General features: G+C 57.1%; 25 protein-coding genes and 1 tRNA gene. 18 read left to right on the top strand and 8 right to left on the bottom strand.

Annotated features, from left to right (window positions below; translation table 11 throughout):
- The first annotated feature begins 26 nt into the window (after positions 1-26).
- Together V7773_RS23795 and V7773_RS23790 are read left to right on the top strand one after the other, a co-directional pair.
- Positions 27-593 carry a helix-turn-helix domain-containing protein gene (locus tag V7773_RS23795; RefSeq protein WP_336075513.1) on the top strand — a complete coding sequence of 189 codons (567 nt, stop codon included), beginning with the start codon at positions 27-29 and terminating at the stop codon, positions 591-593.
- Positions 594-1105: 512 nt separating this feature from the next.
- The gene (locus tag V7773_RS23790; protein ID WP_336075512.1) at positions 1106-1471 is read left to right on the top strand and encodes a DUF6124 family protein; all 366 of its coding nucleotides are present in this window, start codon (positions 1106-1108) and stop codon (positions 1469-1471) included.
- A gap of 84 nt (positions 1472-1555) precedes the next feature.
- Here the strand turns inward: V7773_RS23790 and V7773_RS23785 are convergent, their stop codons facing one another.
- Entirely contained in the window at positions 1556-1780 is a 225-nt protein-coding gene (locus tag V7773_RS23785) for a hypothetical protein (protein WP_336075511.1), read from the bottom strand.
- Positions 1777-2964 carry an S-type pyocin domain-containing protein gene (locus V7773_RS23780; RefSeq protein ID WP_336075510.1) on the bottom strand — a complete coding sequence of 396 codons (1188 nt, stop codon included), beginning with the start codon at positions 2962-2964 and terminating at the stop codon, positions 1777-1779. The genes V7773_RS23785 and V7773_RS23780 overlap by 4 nt, the downstream gene beginning before the upstream one ends.
- Before the next feature lie 491 nt (positions 2965-3455).
- Between V7773_RS23780 and V7773_RS23775 the strand changes: the two genes are divergently transcribed.
- Together V7773_RS23775 and V7773_RS23770 are read left to right on the top strand one after the other, a co-directional pair.
- A complete protein-coding gene (locus V7773_RS23775; RefSeq protein ID WP_336075508.1) occupies positions 3456-3815 on the top strand; it encodes a DUF6124 family protein in 360 nt (119 codons plus the stop codon).
- Between the two features lie 234 nt (positions 3816-4049).
- Positions 4050-4493: a hypothetical protein gene (locus tag V7773_RS23770; RefSeq protein ID WP_336075506.1), complete on the top strand. Its 444-nt coding sequence runs from the start codon at positions 4050-4052 to the stop codon at positions 4491-4493.
- A gap of 253 nt (positions 4494-4746) precedes the next feature.
- On the opposite strand, the gene V7773_RS23765 is transcribed toward V7773_RS23770, so the two are convergent.
- The 5 genes from V7773_RS23765 to V7773_RS23745 form a co-directional block, all read right to left on the bottom strand.
- A complete protein-coding gene (locus tag V7773_RS23765) occupies positions 4747-5409 on the bottom strand; it encodes an MAE_28990/MAE_18760 family HEPN-like nuclease (RefSeq protein ID WP_336075504.1) in 663 nt (220 codons plus the stop codon).
- A gap of 8 nt (positions 5410-5417) precedes the next feature.
- Entirely contained in the window at positions 5418-6461 is a 1044-nt protein-coding gene (locus tag V7773_RS23760; RefSeq protein WP_336075503.1) for a DUF262 domain-containing protein, read from the bottom strand.
- Positions 6448-7521 (bottom strand): DNA cytosine methyltransferase, encoded by a 1074-nt coding sequence (locus tag V7773_RS23755; protein WP_336075501.1) that lies wholly within the window; start codon positions 7519-7521, stop codon positions 6448-6450. Before V7773_RS23755 ends, V7773_RS23760 begins: the two co-directional genes overlap by 14 nt.
- A 259-nt stretch (positions 7522-7780) precedes the next feature.
- Positions 7781-8110 carry a hypothetical protein gene (locus V7773_RS23750; protein WP_336075499.1) on the bottom strand — a complete coding sequence of 110 codons (330 nt, stop codon included), beginning with the start codon at positions 8108-8110 and terminating at the stop codon, positions 7781-7783.
- 288 nt (positions 8111-8398) lie between these two features.
- A tRNA-Leu gene (locus V7773_RS23745) sits at positions 8399-8483 on the bottom strand.
- Between the two features lie 108 nt (positions 8484-8591).
- Here V7773_RS23745 and queA point away from each other — a divergent pair.
- The 6 genes from queA (at position 8592) to V7773_RS23715 (ending at position 14675) form a co-directional block, all read left to right on the top strand.
- Entirely contained in the window at positions 8592-9641 is a 1050-nt protein-coding gene (queA, locus tag V7773_RS23740; protein ID WP_028237240.1) for a tRNA preQ1(34) S-adenosylmethionine ribosyltransferase-isomerase QueA, read from the top strand.
- A gap of 14 nt (positions 9642-9655) precedes the next feature.
- On the top strand, positions 9656-10771 hold the full coding sequence (gene tgt, locus V7773_RS23735) for a tRNA guanosine(34) transglycosylase Tgt (RefSeq protein WP_336075531.1): 1116 nt from the start codon (positions 9656-9658) through the stop codon (positions 10769-10771).
- A 43-nt stretch (positions 10772-10814) separates the two neighbouring features.
- Positions 10815-11153: a preprotein translocase subunit YajC gene (yajC, locus tag V7773_RS23730; protein WP_007916913.1), complete on the top strand. Its 339-nt coding sequence runs from the start codon at positions 10815-10817 to the stop codon at positions 11151-11153.
- Positions 11154-11216: 63 nt separating this feature from the next.
- A complete protein-coding gene (gene secD, locus V7773_RS23725) occupies positions 11217-13085 on the top strand; it encodes a protein translocase subunit SecD (RefSeq protein WP_092143840.1) in 1869 nt (622 codons plus the stop codon).
- Between the two features lie 9 nt (positions 13086-13094).
- On the top strand, positions 13095-14009 hold the full coding sequence (gene secF, locus V7773_RS23720) for a protein translocase subunit SecF (RefSeq protein ID WP_092442203.1): 915 nt from the start codon (positions 13095-13097) through the stop codon (positions 14007-14009).
- Between the two features lie 117 nt (positions 14010-14126).
- Entirely contained in the window at positions 14127-14675 is a 549-nt protein-coding gene (locus V7773_RS23715; protein ID WP_003197986.1) for a glycine zipper 2TM domain-containing protein, read from the top strand.
- Positions 14676-14984: 309 nt separating this feature from the next.
- Here the strand turns inward: V7773_RS23715 and suhB are convergent, their stop codons facing one another.
- On the bottom strand, positions 14985-15803 hold the full coding sequence (gene suhB, locus V7773_RS23710) for a type III secretion system regulator SuhB (RefSeq protein ID WP_003185165.1): 819 nt from the start codon (positions 15801-15803) through the stop codon (positions 14985-14987).
- Between the two features lie 144 nt (positions 15804-15947).
- Between suhB and trmJ the strand changes: the two genes are divergently transcribed.
- From trmJ to hscA, 8 genes are all read left to right on the top strand, one after another.
- Positions 15948-16718, top strand: coding sequence for a tRNA (cytosine(32)/uridine(32)-2'-O)-methyltransferase TrmJ (gene trmJ, locus V7773_RS23705; protein ID WP_038856918.1), 771 nt, complete (start codon positions 15948-15950; stop codon positions 16716-16718).
- Position 16719: 1 nt separating this feature from the next.
- The gene (gene cysE, locus V7773_RS23700; protein WP_072346750.1) at positions 16720-17496 is read left to right on the top strand and encodes a serine O-acetyltransferase; all 777 of its coding nucleotides are present in this window, start codon (positions 16720-16722) and stop codon (positions 17494-17496) included.
- 263 nt (positions 17497-17759) lie between these two features.
- Complete coding sequence (gene iscR / locus V7773_RS23695) at positions 17760-18251, top strand: Fe-S cluster assembly transcriptional regulator IscR (protein ID WP_003185160.1); 492 nt, start codon at positions 17760-17762, stop codon at positions 18249-18251.
- Between the two features lie 50 nt (positions 18252-18301).
- Entirely contained in the window at positions 18302-19516 is a 1215-nt protein-coding gene (locus V7773_RS23690; protein ID WP_063322856.1) for an IscS subfamily cysteine desulfurase, read from the top strand.
- A 43-nt stretch (positions 19517-19559) separates the two neighbouring features.
- Positions 19560-19946, top strand: coding sequence for a Fe-S cluster assembly scaffold IscU (gene iscU, locus V7773_RS23685; protein ID WP_003185157.1), 387 nt, complete (start codon positions 19560-19562; stop codon positions 19944-19946).
- Positions 19947-19970: 24 nt separating this feature from the next.
- Positions 19971-20294 carry an iron-sulfur cluster assembly protein IscA gene (iscA, locus tag V7773_RS23680; RefSeq protein ID WP_030139597.1) on the top strand — a complete coding sequence of 108 codons (324 nt, stop codon included), beginning with the start codon at positions 19971-19973 and terminating at the stop codon, positions 20292-20294.
- A gap of 8 nt (positions 20295-20302) precedes the next feature.
- On the top strand, positions 20303-20824 hold the full coding sequence (hscB, locus tag V7773_RS23675) for a co-chaperone HscB (RefSeq protein ID WP_092223328.1): 522 nt from the start codon (positions 20303-20305) through the stop codon (positions 20822-20824).
- 50 nt (positions 20825-20874) lie between these two features.
- A complete protein-coding gene (gene hscA, locus V7773_RS23670) occupies positions 20875-22737 on the top strand; it encodes a Fe-S protein assembly chaperone HscA (protein ID WP_336075487.1) in 1863 nt (620 codons plus the stop codon).

Below are 22737 nucleotides of genomic sequence, written 5' to 3'. Positions count from 1 at the left end.
CGTTTCTCTGGAAATGTTGGTTACCTATGTCCATTCGCTTGAAATTGCTCAGGAAAAAACTCGGCATGACACTGGACGTCCTGGCCGAAAAAACTGGGATGACCAAGAGCTACCTGTCCAAGGTGGAGCGGGGGTTGAGCACACCCTCCATCGCCACGGCGCTCAAGCTCGCCAAGGCCCTGAGCGTCAAAGTCGAAGAGCTGTTCTCCGAAGAAAGCGTCTCCCTCGACAGCTACAGCCTGGTGCGCAGCGAAGACCGCCAATCCCTCGCGGCGAGCAGCGGCAGCTCCGAATACGCGGTACTGGCCCACCAAGTGTCCGAGCGCAGCCTGCTGCCCTTCATCCTCTATCCGGCGAGCGAATTCACCGCCCATCACGCGTTCAAGGAGCACACCGGGGAGGAGTTTTTGTTCGTGCACGAGGGCCAGGTGGAAGTGGACTTCATGAACGAGCGCGTGCTGCTGAACCGTGGCGATGCCCTGCATTTCAACGCGCAGAAACCCCATCGGCTGCGTTCGGTAGGCGACGTCCAGGCGCAGTTGTTGGTGGTGGTCCACAGCGATGAGTCGTCGGAAAAGGGCGAGGGCGCCTAGCGGCTCCACTCACAACGCAATTCAGGAAGCAAACCACCGTGGCGAGGGAGCTTGCTCCCGCTGGGCTGCGCAGCAGCCCCCTCCTATGAACGCCTCGCCACAAATCTTCCGACAACCTCAATTGAACGGCATCGAGCATCTGCCCGGACCAGTCGAGCGGCGTCTGTCAGTAAAGACCGACAGACACCAACGACGAAGGCCCGCCAAGCCACAGCGCCTTGCGCCTTTGCCTACAACTACGCCAGAATCCGCCGGCTTGTGCGCCTGGGGTTGCGTCGGTAGTTTTGGACCTGTCACTGATTGTCAGTGATCGGGTTTAGCAGCTCGCCGAGTTAAGTCGCACAACGCGTCATCAGACAGGAATCCCCATCCCTGCACTTGATGGTGGCTGTGCGCAGGGCGCCCTCGGGCGCGCCGATTTCTTAACTCGTCGGTCTGCTAACCTGCGTACAGCTGCCTCCCAATTCGTTTAGCAGCGAACGGGTCGTGGCCTCAACCAGAGAGTTAAGACCATGGTCAAAGTTACACCGAATCCTCCAGTTACAGCTTCAGACGAACCCACATCCCGTGCCCAGTCTGCTCGCAACAAAAAGCTCGACGACGCGGCCACTCGTGCGTTGGATTACTACCTGAAACCCAAGGCTAAGAGCGAAACGTCTGACAAGTCGGACTCTATTTTTCGGATTGATCCGGGAGTTGATTCTGAGTGTTTGCTTGCGAATCTCAGTGAGAATCTGGCTTCGGCGAATGCCATGATCAGTGATTTGGCGTTTGATCTGGATGGGTCACGACGGCGGGTTGCGTTGGGGATTTTGCAGGTGATTGAGGTGAGTGAATTGTTGGCGAATCGGGCGTTGGATATTGTTGAGGTGAGGTAGCCGAGGCGTTTGCCCTCAGGACAAGAAAGGTCTTGCGCAGCTAGGCCTTTCTTGTCCGAAAAAATTACCTATCCCTACTTGCAATTATTTGCTGCTGGTTAAAAAAAACAACAGGTTTCGGGGCAGTTCTATAGAGCACTCAGATTCCAACGCTTTAATTTGAGATGTATTAAGTTCGTAATCGTAAAAATAGTCTTCTTCTTTGGTCCAGCTCATTATTTTTGCTAAAACTTGAGTGTCAATGCAGAGCGTTTTTTCGTATGAAGCGAAGTCGTCGCCGTCCATTACCCCCATTATTTTGTGTTTCATGGCTCTATCCACCTCGTTGGGTCGGCTGGTTTGGTTTGGGCTCCCGTAATATGGTCGAATTCGCCCAAGTGCTTTCCTCGCTTGTTATATTTTTCTACTGCACCATGCTGTAAATCCCATTCATATATTATTTTGTCATTATCTTTCCAGCGAGGACGTAATCCCCCTCCTTTCATGCGGGTTTTGGGTGGCGCCCATTTCGCACTTGGAAAAGCAGGTAAAGAATCTGGTTTTGGGTGGTAGTCATGATGAGGCAAACTCACCACAACATAAACCGGCCGAACCCCCGAATCCGCCGGAAACACCAGAATGAAATCCCTGAACTCCGGCGGATAGATTGGGTCGACGATGATGCTGTCGGCCATCGGCGTCGGGGGATAGATCCAGATGTGAGGTGCCTGGGGCGCGGCTTCCAAGGCGGGAATGCCTAGGGTGTCGGCTGGATTCGCGGCCGGGGTCCAGATCAGTTCGATGCCATCACCTAGGTCGGCGATGAACTGGTCGGCGCGAGGGGTGAACTGGACAACGTCGACCATTTCCCAATCACGATTCTGGCCGGTGTAAAAGCCGTAGCCCTTGAGACTGCCATCGGCCTGCTGCTCGATGCTCAGGCGCATGCGGCTGCGGGCCTGCTTGAGGTTGCGTAACTGGTCCTCGCTGTACAGCGCGCTGTCGCCCAGGCTGGACGGCCAGAGCAAGGCGACGATGCCTGTCAGCAGGGCTGCGCCGACGGTGCCTCCGGCAGCGGCTGCCGTAGAAGTTGCCGAGCCGCCCAGCGCGAGCCTGCCCAGGGTAGCGGGTACCGTGCCAGCGCCGATTCGCTTGAGCGGGATCGTGCCGGATGGGGCGGCGCTCCGGCCGCCGAGCCACATGAGATCGCCGTACTGCTTGACCAGATCGGCCGGGACGTAGCCGTTGGGGTTGTTGTAATCGATGATGCCGTTGGGGAGCTTGCAGCTTTTGGCAAACACGCTTCCGGTCACGATGGGTAAAGGCTTTTTATCCACCGTGGCCCAGCGTTCTTGCTCATAGGCCGCCTGCCGGGCAAGCATGGCTTCATAAGCCCGCTGCCGAGCGTCGCGCTCGGCCAGTTCGGTGGCCGTCATGTCCCGATAGGTGACGTGATGCCCGTCGCCGCCGGGCGGGTTTCGGACCTGGGGGATGTCTTTTTTGCGTGTCGCCACGTGGTGAGTCTCGTCCAGTGAGTGCGGGACAGACGCTAACGCGGGAAGAGAGGGACGCGGTGTAGGAGGTTTCTTGAAGTGGTTGTTCCGGTTTCCTCAATACAAGTAGGGCAGGGTATTGAGGGGCGGAGCAATCTGAAGCGTCAGATTGGGCTGTCAGTCATTGGGCAACCGCAACTCGCCAGCCGACGTCGCCTTGCGCCTTTGCCTACAACTACGCCAGAATCCGCCGGCTTGTTCGCCTTGGGTTGTGTCGGTAGTTTGAGACCTGTCACTGCTCATCAGTGATCGGGTTTAGCAGCTCGTGGTGAAACAAGTTGTGCAAGGCGTCATTCAGTCAGGATTCCCCATCCTGCACTTGATGGTGGCTGTGCGCAGGGCGTCCCCGGACGCGCCGGTTTCTTGTTTCCCCGGTCTGCTAACCTGCGTACAGCTGCCTCCCATCGTTTAGCAGCGAGTGGGTGATGGCTCCTACTACAGGAAGCAAGACGATGATAAAAGTTACTCCGAATCCTCCTGCGGCAGACGAACCTACGTCCCGTGCCCAATCTGCCCGCAACAAGAAAATCGACGACGCTGCCACACGAGCGTTGGATTACTACCTGAAGCCCAAGCCTAAGGGCGAAACGTCTGACAAGTCCGACTCCATTTTACGGATTGATCCGGGGGTTGATTCTGAGTGTTTGCTTGCGAATCTCAGTGAGAACTTGGCTTCGGTGAATGCCATGATCAGTGATTTGGCGTTTGATCTGGATGGGTCGAGGCGGCGGGTTGCGTTGGGGATTTTGCAGGTGATTGAGGTGAGTGAGCTGTTGGCAAATCGGGCTTTGGATATTGTTGAGGTGAGGTAACGCAGCAGTATTACGTGCTGCCTTGATTGGAAAAAGGTCTTGCCCAGCAAGGCCTTTTTTGTGCCGAGAGGCTTAGCGCCTCAGCAAACCCGAGGCCCCAAGAGGTCTGAATTCTCCATGCATGCAGCGTTCCCCTGCAAGCTGAGGTATGAAAAAATTTCGCAGGGCAGCAGTGGCGTTTTGCTGCTATACCTGACTCGAACAAATTCGGCGTGGTGCAAACAGGAGTTCAGGATGAAGATTCTTGCAGGGTTGGTCGCGGGGTTGATATTAGCCATTCTTGTTTCGACAGTTGTCGCCATTGCCGGGGCGGCATCACCGAGAGCTGGTGGAGGGGCTGGCGCAATTGTTTTCTTCGTAGCATGGATTCTTGCACTCGCAATAGCTGTCTCCGCTCCCACTGCTGGCAAGGCATGGCGTCGACTTTTGGTCACCTCGGGCATCGCTGCATTCATGCTCCCCTTGGCTGGTATTGTTTTTACCGGTAGCCATATAGCCACCAATATTAGTGGTGCTCATTCAGGCGCGGAAACCGCAGGGGCCGCGATTGGTGGCACATTAGTAAGTGGGTTTTTAGGATTCGTTGGGTTCTTCCTGGGGGTGATCTTTCTTATCATCGGTTTGATGGTCGGCCGGGATAAACAAGTGATCTACATTCAGCCGCCACCAAACTCTTAAGAGATGAAAGAGTGCTGGTTTGATTGATCCATATATTGCAGTTAATAGCGATTTCGCCGTGAGTGCAGGGAATTCTTCCCTATAAATAAATTTGTCCCCTTTGTTTTTTGTTTTCTCTTGTTTTCTCTAAGAATATTTTTAAGGCAATTTTGCTTCATATTCAGTCTACAGGCTTCGCTAAGATTTTTGTTGAAGGAAGTACGTAAGTTGGGAGAGCGTTGCTCAATGGGAGTGGAGGTGCTCATAGAAGCGCTCATTTTCCGCTGGCAAAACTTCCTTTTTCGATGTACGAAGTAATGTTATTTACGTATTCGTCAAGAAATGAAAATACACGAGCCATAGACTCCTGAAGTTCAGAGGGTGTTGCGTCTTTTCCAACTTCTGAGAAAGATTTATTGCCATGTGCAAGCCAGTTGCGATTATTTTTTACACTCTTCAGGTCGCGCCCGTCTGCAACTGGCTCTATCCCATACTTCTGACATACAGATCTAACTCCATCAGCATCTAGGTTGCCGGATATTCCTGCTATGAAATCCCTAAACTCAGGGCTGGTTTCTGTTTTGCAAAGGCAATAAACTTCATAAACTCTACGGATTAAGGCGTCTCTAGGAGTAGATGATATTGACTCGTGATGGGAGTGCCACCATATTTCTTGCAGGCGATCATTTAATTTAGAAAAGGACAGACCTTGATCATTAATTGCATTGTATATGCTCCGTATTCCCTCTCGTACCGTGGCTTCTACGATGTTATACAGCACTAAAAAAAATGAAGCCTTCAGGGTGGTGGTTTCGACTGACGTGACAATGTATATGGAGTTGTCGTCATTTTTTATTTCTATGTTGTCTCCGTTCAAGAAGCTAACAAGGTTGAGGTAGGATGTGACCTCGGTTTTTCGTTTGTTATACTCGTCCATGAAGTGTTTCATTGGTTATGTGCCAAAAGCAAGAAGTTCTTAACATAGTCTACCCGTGCACGCAGGCGAGGACCGGAGTTGCTTCCGTGGGTTGTAGTCAAGGATTCAAATTCTGAGCTGGCGGTAAGTAGATTTCCATCTATGCCATGAAGATTGGTTATTTCTCGGAGAGCTAGATTTACACCGATAGATATGGCTTCAAATCTTACGCGTGGGGTTGATTTTGCCCCAGGGGTTTTGGCGAAGCCCGATTCAAAATTTGATTTTACATAGCTCAGCATTGCGTTGAACTGATCGCGATAGTGATCTTCGGAGAAATCATTCTGATTCATTTCAACTAAGTATTCATTTAGAAAATCTTTTACGCTGTGTTTGAAGCTTTGATATTTGTCGCTGTAGGCGAAGAACCTTAATACTAGCTCCTCCCTTTCACGCCTTGATTTCGATTTTTCGGACATCGGGCAAAGAGCATTGAATAATGCATCGTTTGCACATTTTTCAACAAACTCGAAAAAGCGTCCAGAATACGCGCCTCGTCGGATTTCAGAGTCTTTAAGGTCTTCGCTGCCAGTATTTATTCGTTCAAACATATCTAGGCGCACACTCTGGCTAAGAGTTTCTGGTAGCACCACCATGCGCATCGTTCTGTCGAGAAATTTGTTCTGTTGTGCAGCTGGTAAATCTTTCAGACTATGGCCGTCAAGTAGATCTAGACGCTCTAAGTTTTTCAACTTTAATTCATTGTCGCAAAACTGTTTTAATGTTTGGATTCGCTGGGCGCCATCGAGAATTTCAACTCGGCCATCAGAGCATTGCACGCCGAACATAAATGGAATCGGTAGACCCATAAGCACTGATTCTATAAATTTACACCTTCTTGAGATCTGCCAAACGAAGTTACGCTGATAGTCAGGGACAAACAGCTTTCCCTCATTGAATCGTTTAACAATTACTTCAACTACATATTCTTTTGTGTCGTATGCAATAACTGATTGAAAGCTTGATATCTGATCGTCAATCATTTGTAATGTGTCAGAGTCAAATAAGTCCATTTTGTTCTCCAATGGCGCTCAGTACGAAACGCTTTGATAGTGCAGGCGGAACCGCATTTCCTATCATCTTTTGCAAGCTAGATCTTGATTTAACCTCTGAATAATCCAGCCAATCGGGTAAGCCTTGAATCCTGGCCGCTTCGTGTGGGGTAATAACTCTTTTCCTCAGCGGATGCAAGTAACGACCCTGCCCCATTGACCCAAAGCCGCTGGTCATGGTTTGCGCTACTTCATCCCATTTCATACGTCCGTACATCGATTTGTAAGAGTGAGCTTGTTGATGGCATTTAGGCCTAAGATGATTAGGCAGATCATAGCAATTTTGGCTGAACAGATACTCGGCACGTGCAAGATTGACATTCGTCATTTTAGAGGCCGTGTTAAAAAGATCGCTTTCTGAAGTGTCAAGTAAGTCTTCTAGTACATCAGATAGAACCTTTTTTTCGTCGGTATAGATGTTGCTCAGTATTTTATCTATATTTCCCGTGAGGCAGCCAAAAATAACATGCCGTTTTCGGCTTTGGGGAATTCCGATACGCATGAAGTCTATGACTATTTCTTTTGCTTGGTAACCAAAGCTTTCAAGTAAGGCGAGAGACTTGTCGATTATGCTTTCCGATGAGTGAATTACGGAAGGGACATTTTCTATTAAAAAAAATTTTGGTTTTGATAGTTGTATGAACCTTATTGTTTTTAAATATAAGTAGTTTCGCGGATCGCTACGTCTGCTGTGATTGTTGAGGTTTGAGTGACCTTGACAAGGGGGGCCTGCAAATAAGAAGTCAAGGTCGGAATGGCGTTTGCTTATTTGTTCTTCGTTGGTGCTCTGTTCTGCTGCGAAGCTGTCAGAGACTATGTCTGAGATGTCTCCGTCATAAAATGACTCAAGATTACTTTCGAAGTTTTTTTTGTAAAAAGAAACCGCTTCTGAATCAATGTCGCATGCGAAGTTGATCTCAAGTTTTAATTTTAACTCTTGAGCGGCCGCTGCAGCGCCAATCGTCAAACCTCCCATTCCACAAAAAAGATCTGCGATTTTTATATTGCTGTTGCCGCTCAAAGTATACTTCTCTCAATTTTTGCGGATAATCTAGTTGCATTTAGATTTTGGTTTTCAAAACATGTGAAGAAAGCAGTTTTTACATCTTGTGCTGCTTTGGTCAAAGCATCGCGGTTGTCGGGCACGCTGGATAACCTACTTTTCTTAAGGTTACGGTTAGGTCGCTTGGTATGATGATACGAAAACTGAAGCGTTAGATATAGATACCGGAGTAATTTGTAAGCAGAAAGGGCAGATTTAATTGTTGCGCTCGTCCCATTCACTGAACATCGCGCAGAAAGTCCCTGAGTCTGATTGCCGGAGCATGAAGCCCCTCCATCGCCTGCACATAGCTAAAATCCGCCGCCAATCGCCCCAGCTCCCGCCCCAGCACCGTATCCACCCCACCCACCGCCCCCAACGCCAAATCCAAACACCGACCAATCTCACTCTGAATCCCTGCCACATCCCCCCGCCGCACCAACAACCCAAACACCTCCCGATCACACCCGCCCATCAACGGATCATCCCGCAAAATCGGACTATGCCCCTCCGTCTCATAAGCCAGCTTCAGCGAGTAAAGAGCGACCGTTTCCAGCAGCAATTCCATGGGGTGAAATCCTTTGTCAGCGGGTGAGGAGGGGCGGTGGATCAATTGGGCGTCGCAAGGCGGAGCATCGGTGGGGGCTGTGACATTTTTGTGAGCGCTTTGCGCTCAAGCGGGAGCAAGCTCCCTCGCCACAGGTTCTTGCTAGCCACAGATTCTTCCTTGCCACAGGTTTGGTCGTTGGGGCCGCTTCGCGACCCAGCGGGGATAAATCCCCTCGCCACAAATGGATCGGGTGACTTTTCTGCAGACGAAAAAAAAGACCTTAAATTTCAAGGTCTTTTTTTAAGATGGTGCCCCGAGGGAGACTCGAACTCCCACTCCTTTCGAAAACGGATTTTGAATCCGCCGCGTCTACCAATTCCGCCATCAGGGCTCAATGGCGGCGAAGTATAGAGAGGTGCCTACCGTTGGTCAATCACGTTTCATGGTGAATTTTTGATATTTCCGCTAGACTTTCCGGCCCTGCTAGACGAACCCCATCATGCGTGTTGCTGACTTTACCTTCGAACTCCCGGATTCGCTGATCGCTCGCCACCCTCTGGCCGAGCGTCGCGCCAGTCGACTGTTGACCCTGGATGGGGTCAGCGGTGCCATGGCTCACCGTCAATTCACTGATTTGCTTGAGCATTTGCGCCCGGGCGATTTGATGGTGTTCAACAATACCCGGGTCATTCCGGCGCGGTTGTTTGGCCAGAAGGCCTCCGGCGGCAAGCTGGAGATTCTGGTGGAGCGGGTGCTGGACAGTCATCGTGTGCTGGCCCATGTGCGCTCCAGCAAATCGCCCAAGCCGGGTTCGTCGATTTTGATCGACGGCGGTGGCGAGGCGGTGATGGTGGCGCGGCATGATGCGTTGTTCGAGCTGGAATTTGCCGAAGAGGTGTTGCCGCTGCTCGACCGTGTCGGACACATGCCGTTGCCTCCTTATATAGACCGCCCGGACGAAGGTTCGGACCGCGAGCGTTATCAGACTGTGTACGCCGAGCGCCTGGGGGCGGTGGCGGCGCCGACGGCGGGGTTGCATTTCGATCAGCCGTTGCTGGAGGCGATTGCCGCCAAAGGCGTGGAGACCGCGTTCGTGACGCTGCACGTTGGCGCTGGCACGTTCCAGCCGGTGCGGGTCGAGCGTATCGAAGACCACCACATGCACAACGAATGGCTGGAAGTGAGCCAGGACGTGGTCGATGCCGTGGCGGCTTGTCGCGCTCGCGGTGGGCGGGTGGTGGCGGTGGGGACCACCAGCGTGCGGTCCCTGGAAAGCGCCGCCCGCGATGGCGTGCTCAAGCCGTTCAGTGGCGACACCGATATCTTTATCTACCCGGGCCGGCCGTTCCATGTGGTCGATGCCCTGGTCACCAACTTTCATTTGCCCGAATCCACGCTGTTGATGCTGGTTTCGGCGTTCGCCGGTTATCCCGAAGCCATGGCCGCCTACAAGGCCGCCGTCGAGCATGGATACCGCTTTTTCAGCTACGGTGATGCGATGTTCATCACCCGTAATCCCGCGCCACGCGGACCCGAGGAAACAGTATGAGTCGCACCTGTCGCATGTCCTTCGAGTTGCTCGCCACCGATGGCAAGGCTCGTCGCGGTCGTCTGACCTTCCCCCGCGGTACCGTGGAAACCCCGGCGTTCATGCCGGTGGGCACCTACGGCACGGTCAAGGGCATGTTGCCGCGTGACATCGAGGCCATTGGCGCGGAAATCATCCTGGGCAATACCTTCCACCTGTGGCTGCGCCCGGGCATGGAAGTGATCAAGGCCCACGGCGACCTGCACGATTTCATGCAGTGGAAAGGCCCGATCCTGACCGACTCCGGCGGTTTCCAGGTGTTCAGCCTGGGCGCGATGCGCAAGATCAAGGAGGAGGGCGTGACCTTCGCCTCGCCGGTGGACGGTTCCAAGGTGTTCATGGGCCCGGAAGAGTCGATGCAGGTGCAGCGCGACCTGGGCTCGGACATCGTGATGATCTTCGACGAATGCACGCCGTACCCGGCCGATGAAGACGTGGCGCGGGTGTCCATGGAGCTGTCGTTGCGCTGGGCCCAGCGTTCGAAGAATGCCCATGGCGAGAACACCGCGGCGTTGTTCGGTATCGTCCAGGGCGGCATGCACCGCGACCTGCGCATGCGCTCTCTCGAAGGCCTGGACAAGATCGGCTTCGACGGCCTGGCGATTGGCGGGCTGTCGGTGGGCGAGCCCAAGCACGAGATGATCAAGGTGCTCGATTACCTGCCGGGCGAAATGCCCGCTGACAAACCTCGTTACCTTATGGGCGTTGGCAAACCGGAAGATCTGGTTGAGGGTGTGCGCCGCGGGGTGGACATGTTCGATTGCGTGATGCCGACCCGTAATGCCCGCAATGGGCATCTGTTCATCGACACCGGTGTGCTGAAGATCCGTAACGCGTTCCATCGCCATGATGAATCGCCGCTGGATCCGACGTGCGATTGCTACACCTGCCAGAACTTCTCCCGCGCTTATCTGCATCATTTGGACAAGTGCGGCGAAATGCTCGGCAGTATGCTCAATACCATCCACAATTTGCGCCATTATCAGGTGCTTATGGCTGGTTTGCGCGAGGCTATCCAACAGGGTACATTGGCCGCCTTTGTCGAGGCCTTCTATGCCAAGCGCGGGTTGCCTGTTCCGCCTTTGGACTGAGTTTTCCGATCCCTAGATTCAATACTTGCAACTGGAGTGCTAAATGAGCTTTTTTATCTCTAACGCCATGGCTGATGCCGCTGCACCTGCTGCTGCCGGCCCTATGGGTGGCGGTTTCGAGTGGATTTTCCTGGTCGGCTTCCTGGTCATCTTCTACCTGATGATCTGGCGTCCACAGGCCAAGCGCGCCAAAGAGCAGAAGAACCTGCTCAGCAGCTTGCAGAAGGGCGATGAAGTGGTCACCACCGGCGGCATCGCGGGCAAGATCACCAAAGTGGCTGATGACTTCGTGGTACTGGAAGTGTCCGACACTGTTGAAATGAAGTTCCAGAAGGGCGCCATCGCGGCCACGCTGCCAAAAGGCACGCTGAAAGCGATCTAAGTAACAACTTCTATTCAATCGACGGGGCGCGCAAGGCGCCCCGCGTCATAAGCGGGCGGCGTGATGCTGAACAAATACCCTCTGTGGAAATATTTACTGATCCTGGCGGTGCTGGCGGTCGGTCTGATTTATTCCGCTCCCAATCTCTACCCGGATGACCCGGCCATTCAGGTCAGTGGCGCAAGCACTGCGCTGCAGGTCACCCAGGCCGATCTGGACCGTGCGAGCGCTGCGCTCAAGGCGGCCAATATCGAGGTCAAGGCTGCGTCCATCGCCGAAAACGGCAAGGGCGGCCTGTTGCGCCTAGTCAAGGCAGAAGACCAACTGCCAGCCAAGGACGTGGTGCGCAAGGCGTTGGGTGACGATTACGTCGTGGCCCTGAACCTGGCCCAGACCACCCCGCAATGGCTGCGCAAGCTCGGCGCGCACCCGATGAAGCTGGGCCTGGACTTGTCCGGTGGTGTGCACTTCCTGCTGGAAGTGGACATGGAAAAAGCCCTCGACGCGCGGATGAAAGTCTACGAAGGCGACGTCAAGAGCTTGCTGCGTAAAGAGCGCGTGCGTTATCGCAGCCTGCCGCAACTCGACGGTGCCATTCAGCTGGGCTTCAGCGATGAAGATACCCGCGAGCAGGCCCGTGCGCTGATCCGCAAGAACTTCAACGATTTCGACATTGTGCCGGCCGACCTCAATGGTCAGGCGGTGCTGCGTCTGGCGATGACCCCGGCCAAGCTGGCGGAAATCCGCGAATACTCCATCAAGCAGAACTTGACCACGGTGCGTAACCGCGTCAACGAGTTGGGTGTGGCCGAGCCGATCGTGCAGCGCCAGGGCGCCAACCGCATCGTGGTTGAGCTGCCGGGCGTGCAGGATACTGCCGAAGCCAAGCGTATCCTCGGCAAGACCGCCAACCTGGAATTCCGCCTGGCCGCTGAGCCGGGTGCTTCCAAGGCCACTTCCGAGAGTTTCGAGTTCCGTGAGGGCGGTCGTCCGGCGGCGCAGATCGAGCGTGGCCTGATCATCACCGGTGACCAGGTGACCGACGCCCAGGCGGGCTTCGACGAGCAGGGTCGTCCGCAGGTGAACATTCGCCTCGACGGCCACGGCGGCGAACTGATGAGCCGCGCCACGCGCAGCAACGTCGGTCGCAGCATGGCGGTGATCTTCATCGAGCAGAAGCCGACCACCACTTACACCAAGCAAGTGGTCAATGGCGTCGAGAAAGACGTACCGGTCCAGACCTTCAAGGAAGAGAAAAAGATCATCAGCCTGGCGACCATCCAGTCGCCACTGGGCAGCCAGTTCCGCATCACCGGCCTCAACGGCCAGGGTGAATCCTCGGAACTGGCCCTGCTGCTGCGTGCCGGTGGCCTGGCTGCGCCGATGTACTTCGCTGAAGAGCGCACCATCGGCCCGAGCCTGGGTGCCGACAACATCACCAAGGGTATCGATGCATCCCTGTGGGGCATGCTGTTCGTGTCGCTGTTCATCATCGCCATCTACCGCTTCTTCGGCATCATCGCCACCGTCGCGCTGGCGGTGAACATGGTGATGCTGCTGGCCCTGATGTCGCTGCTGGGGGCTACGCTGACCCTGCCGGGTATCGCCGGTATCGTCTTGACCATGGGTATGGCGGTGGACGCCAACGTGCTGATCTTCTCGCGGATACGTGAAGAGATCGCCGCGGGCATGTCGATCCAGCGGGCAATCAACGAAGGCTTCGGCCGGGCATTCACCGCGATCCTCGACGCCAACCTGACCACGTTGCTGGTGGGCGGGATTCTCTTCGCCATGGGCACCGGCCCGGTCAAGGGCTTCGCAGTGACCATGTCCCTCGGGATCTTTACCTCGATGTTCACGGCCATCATGGTGACCCGCGCAATGGTCAACCTGATCTTTGGCGGTCGTGACTTCAAGAAGTTGTGGATTTAAGGGGCTGCCATGTTACGTACAATCAACTTCATGGGCGTTCGCAACGTTGCGTTCGGCGTCACATTGTTCCTTACCGTACTGGCGTTGTTCAGTTGGGCCACCAAGGGGCTGAACTACGGCCTGGACTTCACCGGCGGTACGCTCATCGAGCTGACCTACGAGCGTCCGGCCGATGTCACCAAGGTGCGTGAGCAGCTGGCGACGTCGGGCTACAGCGATGCTGTCGTGCAGAGCTTCGGTGCGACGACGGACCTGCTGGTGCGCATGCCGGGTGAAGACCCGCAGCTGGGCCACCAGGTGGCCGAGGCCTTGCAGAAGGCGGGCGGCGATAACCCGGCCCAGGTCAAGCGCGTCGAGTTCGTCGGCCCGCAGGTGGGTGAAGAACTGCGCGACCAGGGCGGCCTCGGCATGCTGATGGCCCTGGGCGGCATCCTGATCTACCTGGCCTTCCGCTTTCAGTGGAAGTTCGCCGTGGGCGCCATTGTCTCGCTGATCCACGACGTGATCGTGACCGTGGGCATCCTGTCGTTCTTCCAGATCACCTTCGACCTGACGGTGCTGGCGGCAGTGCTGGCGATCATCGGTTACTCGCTCAACGACACCATCGTCGTATTCGACCGGGTGCGTGAAAACTTCCGTGTGCTGCGCAAGGCGTCGTTGATCGAGAACATCAACATCTCGACCACCCAGACGCTGCTGCGGACCATGGCGACGTCGATCTCCACCTTGCTGGCGATCGCGGCGCTGCTGATCTTTGGTGGCGACAACCTGTTCGGTTTCTCCATCGCGCTGTTTGTCGGTGTATTGGCGGGTACCTACTCGTCGATCTACATCGCCAACGTGGTGCTGATCTGGCTGAACCTGAGCACCGAGGACCTGATTCCTCCAGCGGCCACCGAAACGGAAGTGGACGACCGCCCGTAAGGCTCCGGTTTCCACCCGTCACGGCTGAAAAGGCGCGAGTTGAACTCGCGCCTTTTTTTGTGCTCCAAGGCTGGGAGAAGCGCGGATTAATCCGCTTGTGATGGTCAGGAGGTTCAAGTGAACAAATCGATGCTGGTTGGTGCGGTATTGGGTGCTGTCGGTGTAACAGCCGGTGGTGCGGTCGCCACCTACAGCTTGGTAAAAAGTGGCCCTGAGTATGCGCAAGTATTGGCCGTGGAGCCGGTCAAGACCCAAATCAAGACCCCGCGTGAGGTGTGCAAGGACGTCACCGTGACTCGGCAGAAGCCAGTCCAGGACCAGCACCAGATCGCCGGCACCGTGTTGGGTGCCGTAGCCGGTGGCTTGCTGGGTAACCAGATCGGCGGCGGCACCGGCAAGAAAATCGCCACCGTGGCGGGTGCGGCCGGTGGTGGTTATGCCGGTAACAAGATTCAGGAAGGCATGCAGGAACGCGACACCTACACCACCACCCAGACTCGCTGCAACACGGTCAATGATATCAGCGACAAGGTTGTAGGCTACGACGTTCGCTACATGCTCGACGGCAAAGAAGGCAAGGTCCGCATGGATCGCGACCCGGGCAACCAGATCCCGGTGAACAAGGAAGGCCAACTGATCCTGGGGCAGAACGAACCGGCCCAGTGATCCAACCGCCATAAAAGAAGCACCCTTCGGGGTGCTTTTTTTGTGCCCATGATCCATCACCCACCGCCAACCCCTTGTGGGAGTGAGCTTGCTCGCGAAGGCGGTGGGCCAGCCTGCATCCATGTTCAGGGGGGGGGCATCCATTGTGGCGAGGGAGCTTGCTCCCGCTGGGCTGCGCAGCAGACCTTTCTTGTGAGCGCTTCGCACTCAAGCGGGAGCAAGCTCCCTCGCCACGGATGTGTTCATGCCTGGGAGGGTACAGGCATAAAAAAAGCACCCCGAAAGGTGCCTTTTCTGTAGCCGAGCGGCTTAACGCTTCAACGAAGCCGGCAGATGCGGCTGGATAGCAGTCAGCACAGCCTTGAAGCATTTGGTGTTGCCAGCAACGATGTGGCCTTTTTCAAGGAAGTCGTGGCCGCCGGTGAAGTCGCTCACCAAGCCACCGGCTTCCTGGATCAGCAGGGCGCCAGCAGCCATGTCCCATTCGGACAGGCCCGATTCCCAGAACGCATCGAAACGGCCAGCGGCTACATAAGCCAGGTCCAGGCTCGCAGCGCCGGCGCGGCGGATGCCGGCGGTCTGGCCGACCAGGGCGCGGAACATGCCCAGGTAGTTGTCCAGGTTGTCCATCTGGTCATCACGGAACGGGAAGCCGGTACCCAGCAGGGCGCCGTCCAGGCTGGTGCGGCCGCTGACGCGCAGGCGACGACCGTTCAGTTGGGCGCCACGGCCACGGCTGGCGGTGAATTCCTCCTGGCGAACCGGGTCCAGCACAACGGCGTGTTCCAGGCGGCCACGGTACTTGCAGGCGATGCTGACAGCGAAGTGAGGAATGCCGCGCAGGAAGTTGGTGGTGCCGTCCAGTGGATCGATGATCCACAGGTACTCTTCGCCTTCGATGCCAGTACCGGCGTGCATGCCGGTCTCTTCACCGAGGATGGAGTGGTTCGGGTAAGCCTTGCGCAGGGCGTCGACGATCTTTTGCTCGGCGGCGCGATCGACCTCGGACACGTAGTCCTTGGCGTCTTTTTCATCGACCTTGATGGTATCCAGGCGCTCGATGGAGCGGAAGATCAGTTCACTGGCGCTGCGGGCGGCGCGCAGCGCGATATTCAGCATGGGCTGCATGGATGTGTCACCTAAGGTTGTTAAAGAAAGCCGCGCATTCTATCAGAAAGTTTTCCGAGGAGAAGGTTGGTGTTCGCTTTCATAGCTTAACGGTAGGTGCTTCTGTAAGATTTGCTCCCTTTATCGTGTTCGAGAGCGCCCCCCTTGTTGCAGAACATTCGTGTCGTCCTGGTCAATACCAGCCATCCGGGTAACATCGGCGGAGCTGCGCGGGCCATGAAGAACATGGGCCTGTCGCGCCTGGTGCTGGTCGAGCCGCGCTTGTTTCCTCATCACGAGGCTGACGCCCGGGCTTCCGGTGCCGGTGACATCCTGGCCAACGCTCAAGTCGTCGCCACTCTTGAGGATGCCCTGGTGGGTTGCAACCTGGTGCTCGGCACTAGCGCCCGCGACCGCCGTATCCCCTGGCCGCTGCTCGACCCCCGGGAATGCGGCACCAAAGTGGTCGAGGAGGCCGCCCAAGGCTTTGAGATCGCCCTGGTGTTCGGTCGTGAAGATTCCGGCCTGACCAATGACGAGCTGCAGCGATGTCACTTTCACGTGCATATCCCTTCCGATCCCGAGTTCAGTTCCTTGAACCTGGGGGCGGCGGTGCAGGTGTTGAGTTATGAAGTGCGCATGGCTTGGCTGGCGGCTGAAGGCAAGCCCAGCAAAGTCGAAAAAACCGAGGTCACGTCGCCGCGCAGTGAGACACTGGCGACCATGGACGAACTGGAACGGTTCTATGAACACCTGGAGCAGACCCTGGTGGACATCGAGTTCCTCGACCCGGAAAAGCCGCGACACTTGATGGCGCGCCTGCGTCGGTTGTACGGACGAAGCTCGGTCAGCCGGGCGGAGATGAATATATTGCGCGGCATCCTCACGGAAACCCAGAAGGCGGCCCGTGGCGAGCTGATTAAGCGGAAGAAATAAAATGTTCGAACGTTTGCGTGAAGATATCCAAAGTGTTTTCCATCGTGACCCGGCGGCGCGCAATGCCTTTGAAGTGCTGACCTGCTACCCGGGGATGCACGCGATCTGGATCCATCGCCTCTCCGGCGCCTTGTGGAACATGGGCTGGAAATGGCTGGCGCGGCTGGTCTCGAACTTCGGCCGCTGGCTGACCGGGATCGAGATCCACCCGGGCGCCAAGGTCGGCCGTCGGTTCTTCATCGACCACGGCATGGGCATCGTCATCGGCGAGACCGCCGAGATCGGCGACGACGTGACCCTGTACCAGGGCGTGACCCTCGGTGGCACCAGCTGGAACAAAGGCAAGCGCCACCCGACCCTGGAAGACGGCGTGGTAGTCGGTGCCGGCGCCAAGGTGCTCGGGCCGTTCACGGTGGGGGCGGGGGCGAAAGTCGGCTCCAATGCGGTCGTAACCAAGGCCGTGCCGCCTGGCGCGACCGTGGTGGGTATTCCGGGGCGGATCATCGTCAAGTCCGATGACGAGCAGGACGCGCGCCGCAAGGCCATGGCCGAGAAGATCGGCTTCGACGCCTACGGTGTCGGCGAAGACATGCCCGACCCGGTCGCCCGCGCCATCAACCAGTTGCTCGATCACCTGCAGGCCGTCGATGGGCGCCTGGAGGGGATGTGCGGGGCCCTGAAGGATCTGGGCAGTAATTACTGTGCCAAGGACCTGCCTGAGCTGCGCGAGGAAGATTTCGCGTGTGTGAAGGACAAGGATCAGAGCCAGGCCAGCTAAACCCGGCAGGCCTCATCGCGAGCAAGCTCGCACACAGGGGGTTTTGGTGGGTGCACAATTCGTGTACACCACAGATCCCTGTGGGAGCGAGCTTGCTCGCGATAAACGATAACGCGGTATCGCTGGTCGCCGCCGACCAGCCTTTGCTATCATGCGCGCGCTCTTTCGCGGGTAAACCTGAGTAAAGCACTAGGTCTTATACTTGACTTAAATACTCGGGAATTGCATACTCGCCCCCATTCCGAACTCCGTGGTAATTGTCCATGCGACTGACTACAAAAGGCCGATACGCCGTGACCGCAATGCTGGATCTGGCATTGCATGCGCAGCACGGGCCGGTGTCCCTGGCCGATATCTCCGAGCGCCAGGGCATTTCCCTGTCCTACCTTGAACAGCTGTTCGCCAAGCTGCGCCGTAGCAACCTGGTTTCCAGCGTTCGCGGCCCGGGCGGTGGCTACCAGTTGTCGCGCGACATGCAAGGCATCCAGGTCGCCCAGGTGATCGATGCGGTGAACGAATCGGTCGATGCGACCAAATGCCAGGGCCTTGGCGACTGCCATGGCGGCGATACTTGCCTGACCCACCACTTGTGGTGCGACCTCAGCCTGCAGATTCACGAATTTCTAAGCGGTATCAGCTTGGCTGACCTTGTAACTCGTCGTGAGGTGCAAGAAGTAGCCCAGCGTCAGGACCAGCGTCGTTGCAATAGCAAGGCGCCGCACCTGGACAAGATTGAAGCGTCCGCCGTCGAATGACTGCCGCAGAGCACGCGGAACGCCAGCCAGCCTGATTTAGGAGAGAGTCCATGAAATTGCCGATTTACCTTGATTACTCTGCGACCACCCCGGTTGATCCGCGTGTTGCGCAAAAAATGAGTGAATGCCTGCTGGTCGACGGAAACTTCGGTAACCCGGCGTCCCGTTCCCACGTGTTCGGCTGGAAGGCCGAAGAGTCGGTCGAAAACGCCCGTCGCCAGGTCGCTGACCTGGTCAATGCCGACCCGCGTGAAATCGTCTGGACCTCTGGTGCCACCGAGTCCGACAACCTGGCAATCAAGGGTGTCGCGCATTTCTATCACACCAAGGGCAAGCACCTGATCACCTCCAAGATCGAGCACAAGGCTGTCCTGGACACCATGCGCCAACTGGAGCGTGAAGGCTTCGAAGTTACCTACATCGAACCGGGTGAAGACGGCATCATCACTCCTGCCATGGTTGAAGCCGCCCTGCGCGACGACACCATCCTGGTTTCGATCATGCACGTGAACAACGAAATCGGCACCGTCAACGACATCGCCGCCATCGGCGAATTGACCCGTTCCAAGGGCATCCTGTTCCACGTCGATGCGGCCCAGTCCACCGGCAAGGTCGACATCGACCTGTCCAAGCTGAAAGTCGACCTGATGTCGTTTTCGGCCCACAAGACCTATGGCCCTAAAGGCATCGGCGCGCTGTACGTCAGCCGCAAGCCGCGTGTTCGCCTCGAAGCGACCATGCACGGCGGCGGTCACGAGCGTGGCATGCGTTCCGGTACCCTGGCGACCCACCAGATCGTCGGCATGGGCGAAGCCTTCCGCGTGGCCAAGGAAGACATGGCCGCCGAGAACGTACGCATCAAGGCCCTGAGCGACCGCTTCTTCAAGCAGGTCGAGCACCTCGAAGAACTCTACGTCAACGGCAGCATGATCGCCCGCGTACCGCACAACCTGAACCTGAGCTTCAACTACGTTGAAGGCGAGTCGCTGATCATGGCGCTCAAGGATCTGGCCGTGTCGTCCGGTTCGGCGTGCACCTCGGCGTCGCTTGAGCCTTCGTACGTACTGCGCGCCCTGGGCCGCAACGACGAACTGGCCCACAGCTCCATTCGCTTTACCTTCGGCCGTTTCACCACCGAAGAAGAAATCGATTACGCCGCGCAGAAAGTCTGCGAGGCCGTTACCAAGCTGCGCGCTCTGTCGCCGCTGTGGGACATGTACAAAGACGGCGTCGACATTTCGAAAATCGAGTGGGCGGCGCACTGAAGAAGTCGCCACCAGAGCGACTCACTGATGAGGATTGAAGCAAATGGCATATAGCGAAAAGGTCATCGACCACTACGAGAACCCGCGCAACGTCGGCAAGATGGACGCGCAGGATCCTGATGTCGGCACCGGCATGGTCGGCGCGCCGGCGTGCGGCGACGTGATGCGTCTGCAGATCAAGGTCAACGAGCAAGGCATCATCGAAGATGCCAAGTTCAAGACCTACGGTTGCGGTTCCGCCATCGCGTCCAGCTCCCTGGCCACCGAGTGGATGAAGGGCAAGACCCTTGATGAAGCCGAAACCATCAAGAACACCCAGCTGGCCGAAGAACTGGCCCTGCCGCCAGTGAAGATCCACTGCTCGGTACTCGCCGAAGACGCCATCAAGGCCGCCGTTCGCGACTACAAGCAGAAGAAAGGCTTGATCTGATCCGCGCATTGGTAAGGAGTTTTCATGGCTATCCAGATGACAGAAGCGGCAGCTAAGCATGTGCAGCGTTCCCTCGCGGGGCGTGGCAAGGGCGAGGGTATCCGCCTGGGTGTTCGCACCACGGGCTGTTCTGGCCTCGCCTATGTACTGGAATTCGTCGACGAAGTGGGCGAAGACGATCAGGTGTTCGAAAGTCATGGTCAGAAAGTGATCATCGACCCGAAAAGCCTGACGTACCTGGACGGCACCGAGCTGGATTTCGTCAAGGAAGGGTTGAACGAAGGCTTCAAGTTCAACAACCCCAACGTGCGCGGTGAGTGTGGCTGCGGCGAAAGCTTCAACATCTGAGGCAGCTTGTGGGTACTCCTTGTCATTTTGCGTTGTTCCAGTTGCAGCCTGCTTTCCAGCTGGATCTCGATCAGTTGTCGGCGCGATATCTGGAATTGGCCCGTGGTGTTCATCCGGACCGTTTTGCCGACGGCTCCGAGGCTGAGCAGCGGCGGGCGCTCGAGCAGTCGGCGAACCTCAACGAGGCTTACCAGACGCTCAAGAACCCTGCCAAGCGCGCACGTTACCTGCTTGCCATCAGTGGCCATGAGTTGCCGCTGGAGGTCACGGTCCACGATCCCGAGTTTCTTTTGCAGCAGATGCAATGGCGCGAAGAGCTCGAAGACCTGCAGGACAGCGCCGATCTGGCCGGTGTCGCGGTATTCAAGCGACGCTTGAAAGACGCCCAGCAAACACTGAACGAAAGCTTCGCAGCCTGCTGGAACGATGCCGCGCAACGCGAACAGGCCGAACGCCTGATGCGGCGCATGCAGTTCCTCGACAAGCTCACCTACGAAGTGCGCCAGCTAGAAGAGCGCCTCGACGATTAACCCAGTGCCGCTCCGGTCGCACGCCTGATTACAGATAAGTCCTGATTACGATGGCCCTACTGCAGATCGCCGAACCCGGCCAAAGTCCACAACCGCACCAGCGTCGCCTGGCTGTCGGGATCGACTTGGGTACCACCAACTCCCTGGTAGCTGCCTTGCGCAGCGGTCTTTCCGAACCGCTGGCCGACGAGCAGGGACGGGTGATCCTGCCGTCCGCCGTGCGCTATCACGCCGATCACGTTGAAGTGGGCGAGTCGGCGAAGCTTGCCGCCGCCACCGATCCGTTGAACACCATCGTCTCGGTCAAGCGCTTGATGGGGCGTGGTCTGTCCGACGTCAAGCAATTGGGCGACCAACTGCCGTACCGCTTCGTTGGCGGCGAATCCCACATGCCGTTCATCGAAACCGTGCAGGGTCCGAAAAGCCCGGTAGAGGTTTCCGCTGACATCCTCAAGGTGTTGCGCCAGCGCGCCGAAGCGGCATTGGGTGGTGAGCTGGTAGGTGCGGTCATCACCGTGCCGGCCTATTTCGACGACGCCCAGCGCCAAGCCACCAAGGATGCCGCCAAGCTCGCCGGCCTGAATGTGCTGCGTTTGCTCAACGAGCCGACGGCCGCTGCGGTCGCGTATGGCCTGGACCAGCATGCCGAAGGCCTGGTTGCCATCTACGACTTGGGTGGCGGTACTTTCGATATTTCGATCTTGCGCCTGACCGGCGGTGTTTTCGAAGTCCTGGCCACCGGTGGCGACAGCGCCCTGGGCGGCGATGACTTCGACCACGCCATCGCTGGCTGGATCATTGAGCAAGCGGGCTTGTCCGCCGACCTCGACCCAGGTGCGCAACGCCACCTGCTGCAAACCGCCTGCGCCGCCAAGGAAGCCTTGACCGACGCCGCCACCGTTGAAGTCGCTTATGGCGACTGGAAAGCCACGCTGACCCGCGAAGCCTTCGATGCCCTGATCGAGCCCATGGTCGCCCGCAGCCTCAAGGCCTGCCGCCGTGCCGTGCGCGATTCCGGCGTGGAGCTCGAAGACGTCAAGGCCGTGGTCATGGTCGGTGGTTCGACCCGCGTGCCTCGGGTTCGCGAAGCCGTTGCCGATGCCTTTGGCCGCCAGCCGCTGACTGAAATCGACCCGGACCAGGTGGTCGCCATCGGCGCCGCGATCCAGGCCGATACCCTGGCCGGCAACAAGCGCGATGGCGGCGAACTGCTGCTGCTCGACGTGATTCCGTTGTCCCTGGGCCTGGAAACCATGGGTGGCCTGATGGAGAAGGTGATTCCACGCAACACCACCATCCCGGTTGCCCGCGCCCAGGACTTCACCACCTATAAAGACGGCCAGTCGGCCATGATGGTCCACGTGCTGCAAGGCGAGCGTGAACTGATCAGCGACTGCCGTTCCCTGGCGCGCTTCGAACTGCGCGGCATCCCGCCGATGGTGGCCGGTGCGGCGAAGATCCGCGTGACCTTCCAGGTCGATGCCGACGGCTTGCTCAACGTCTCCGCCCGCGAACTGGGTTCGGGCGTCGAGGCGAGCATCCAGGTCAAGCCGTCCTACGGCCTGACCGACGGTGAAATCGCCAAGATGCTCAAGGATTCCTTCCAGCATGCCAGCGACGACAAGGTGGCGCGGGTGCTGCGCGAGCAGCAGGTCGACGCCCAGCGCCTGATCGAAGCCGTGCAAGGTGCCCTGGAGGCAGACGGCGACCGTTTGCTCGACGCTGAAGAACGCATGGTCATCGAGCTGCAAATGCAGGAATTGTCCGAATTGATCAAAGGCACCGATGGTTATGCCATCGAGCAGCAGACCAAGCGTCTGTCGCACGTCACCGATGCCTTTGCTGCCCGCCGCCTGGACTCGACGGTGAAAGCCGCCCTGGCGGGGCGCAACCTGAATGAAATCGAGGAATAA

It is taken from the genome of Pseudomonas sp. 3JA (assembly GCF_036961705.1).
GTDB lineage: Bacteria > Pseudomonadota > Gammaproteobacteria > Pseudomonadales > Pseudomonadaceae > Aquipseudomonas > Aquipseudomonas fluorescens_Q.
Note: the sequence above shows the minus strand (reverse complement) of the source record. Positions and strands in the feature narration are given on the sequence as shown.

Bases quoted from the DNA above. Each gene is read 5' to 3' on its own strand.
- V7773_RS23770 (WP_336075506.1), top strand. From the start codon at position 4,050: ATGAAGATTCTTGCAGGGTTGGTCGCGGGGTTGATATTAGCCATTCTT.
- secD (WP_092143840.1), top strand. From the start codon at position 11,217: ATGCTGAACAAATACCCTCTGTGGAAATATTTACTGATCCTGGCGGTG.
- iscR (WP_003185160.1), top strand. From the start codon at position 17,760: ATGCGACTGACTACAAAAGGCCGATACGCCGTGACCGCAATGCTGGAT.
- tgt (WP_336075531.1), top strand. From the start codon at position 9,656: ATGTCCTTCGAGTTGCTCGCCACCGATGGCAAGGCTCGTCGCGGTCGT.
- iscU (WP_003185157.1), top strand. From the start codon at position 19,560: ATGGCATATAGCGAAAAGGTCATCGACCACTACGAGAACCCGCGCAAC.
- V7773_RS23760 (WP_336075503.1), bottom strand. From the start codon at position 6,461: ATGGACTTATTTGACTCTGACACATTACAAATGATTGACGATCAGATA.
- secF (WP_092442203.1), top strand. From the start codon at position 13,095: ATGTTACGTACAATCAACTTCATGGGCGTTCGCAACGTTGCGTTCGGC.
- V7773_RS23790 (WP_336075512.1), top strand. From the start codon at position 1,106: ATGGTCAAAGTTACACCGAATCCTCCAGTTACAGCTTCAGACGAACCC.
- V7773_RS23750 (WP_336075499.1), bottom strand. From the start codon at position 8,110: ATGGAATTGCTGCTGGAAACGGTCGCTCTTTACTCGCTGAAGCTGGCT.
- iscA (WP_030139597.1), top strand. From the start codon at position 19,971: ATGGCTATCCAGATGACAGAAGCGGCAGCTAAGCATGTGCAGCGTTCC.
- queA (WP_028237240.1), top strand. From the start codon at position 8,592: ATGCGTGTTGCTGACTTTACCTTCGAACTCCCGGATTCGCTGATCGCT.
- V7773_RS23785 (WP_336075511.1), bottom strand. From the start codon at position 1,780: ATGAAACACAAAATAATGGGGGTAATGGACGGCGACGACTTCGCTTCA.
- suhB (WP_003185165.1), bottom strand. From the start codon at position 15,803: ATGCAGCCCATGCTGAATATCGCGCTGCGCGCCGCCCGCAGCGCCAGT.
- hscA (WP_336075487.1), top strand. From the start codon at position 20,875: ATGGCCCTACTGCAGATCGCCGAACCCGGCCAAAGTCCACAACCGCAC.
- V7773_RS23795 (WP_336075513.1), top strand. From the start codon at position 27: ATGTCCATTCGCTTGAAATTGCTCAGGAAAAAACTCGGCATGACACTG.
- V7773_RS23775 (WP_336075508.1), top strand. From the start codon at position 3,456: ATGATAAAAGTTACTCCGAATCCTCCTGCGGCAGACGAACCTACGTCC.
- V7773_RS23690 (WP_063322856.1), top strand. From the start codon at position 18,302: ATGAAATTGCCGATTTACCTTGATTACTCTGCGACCACCCCGGTTGAT.
- yajC (WP_007916913.1), top strand. From the start codon at position 10,815: ATGAGCTTTTTTATCTCTAACGCCATGGCTGATGCCGCTGCACCTGCT.
- cysE (WP_072346750.1), top strand. From the start codon at position 16,720: ATGTTCGAACGTTTGCGTGAAGATATCCAAAGTGTTTTCCATCGTGAC.
- V7773_RS23765 (WP_336075504.1), bottom strand. From the start codon at position 5,409: ATGGACGAGTATAACAAACGAAAAACCGAGGTCACATCCTACCTCAAC.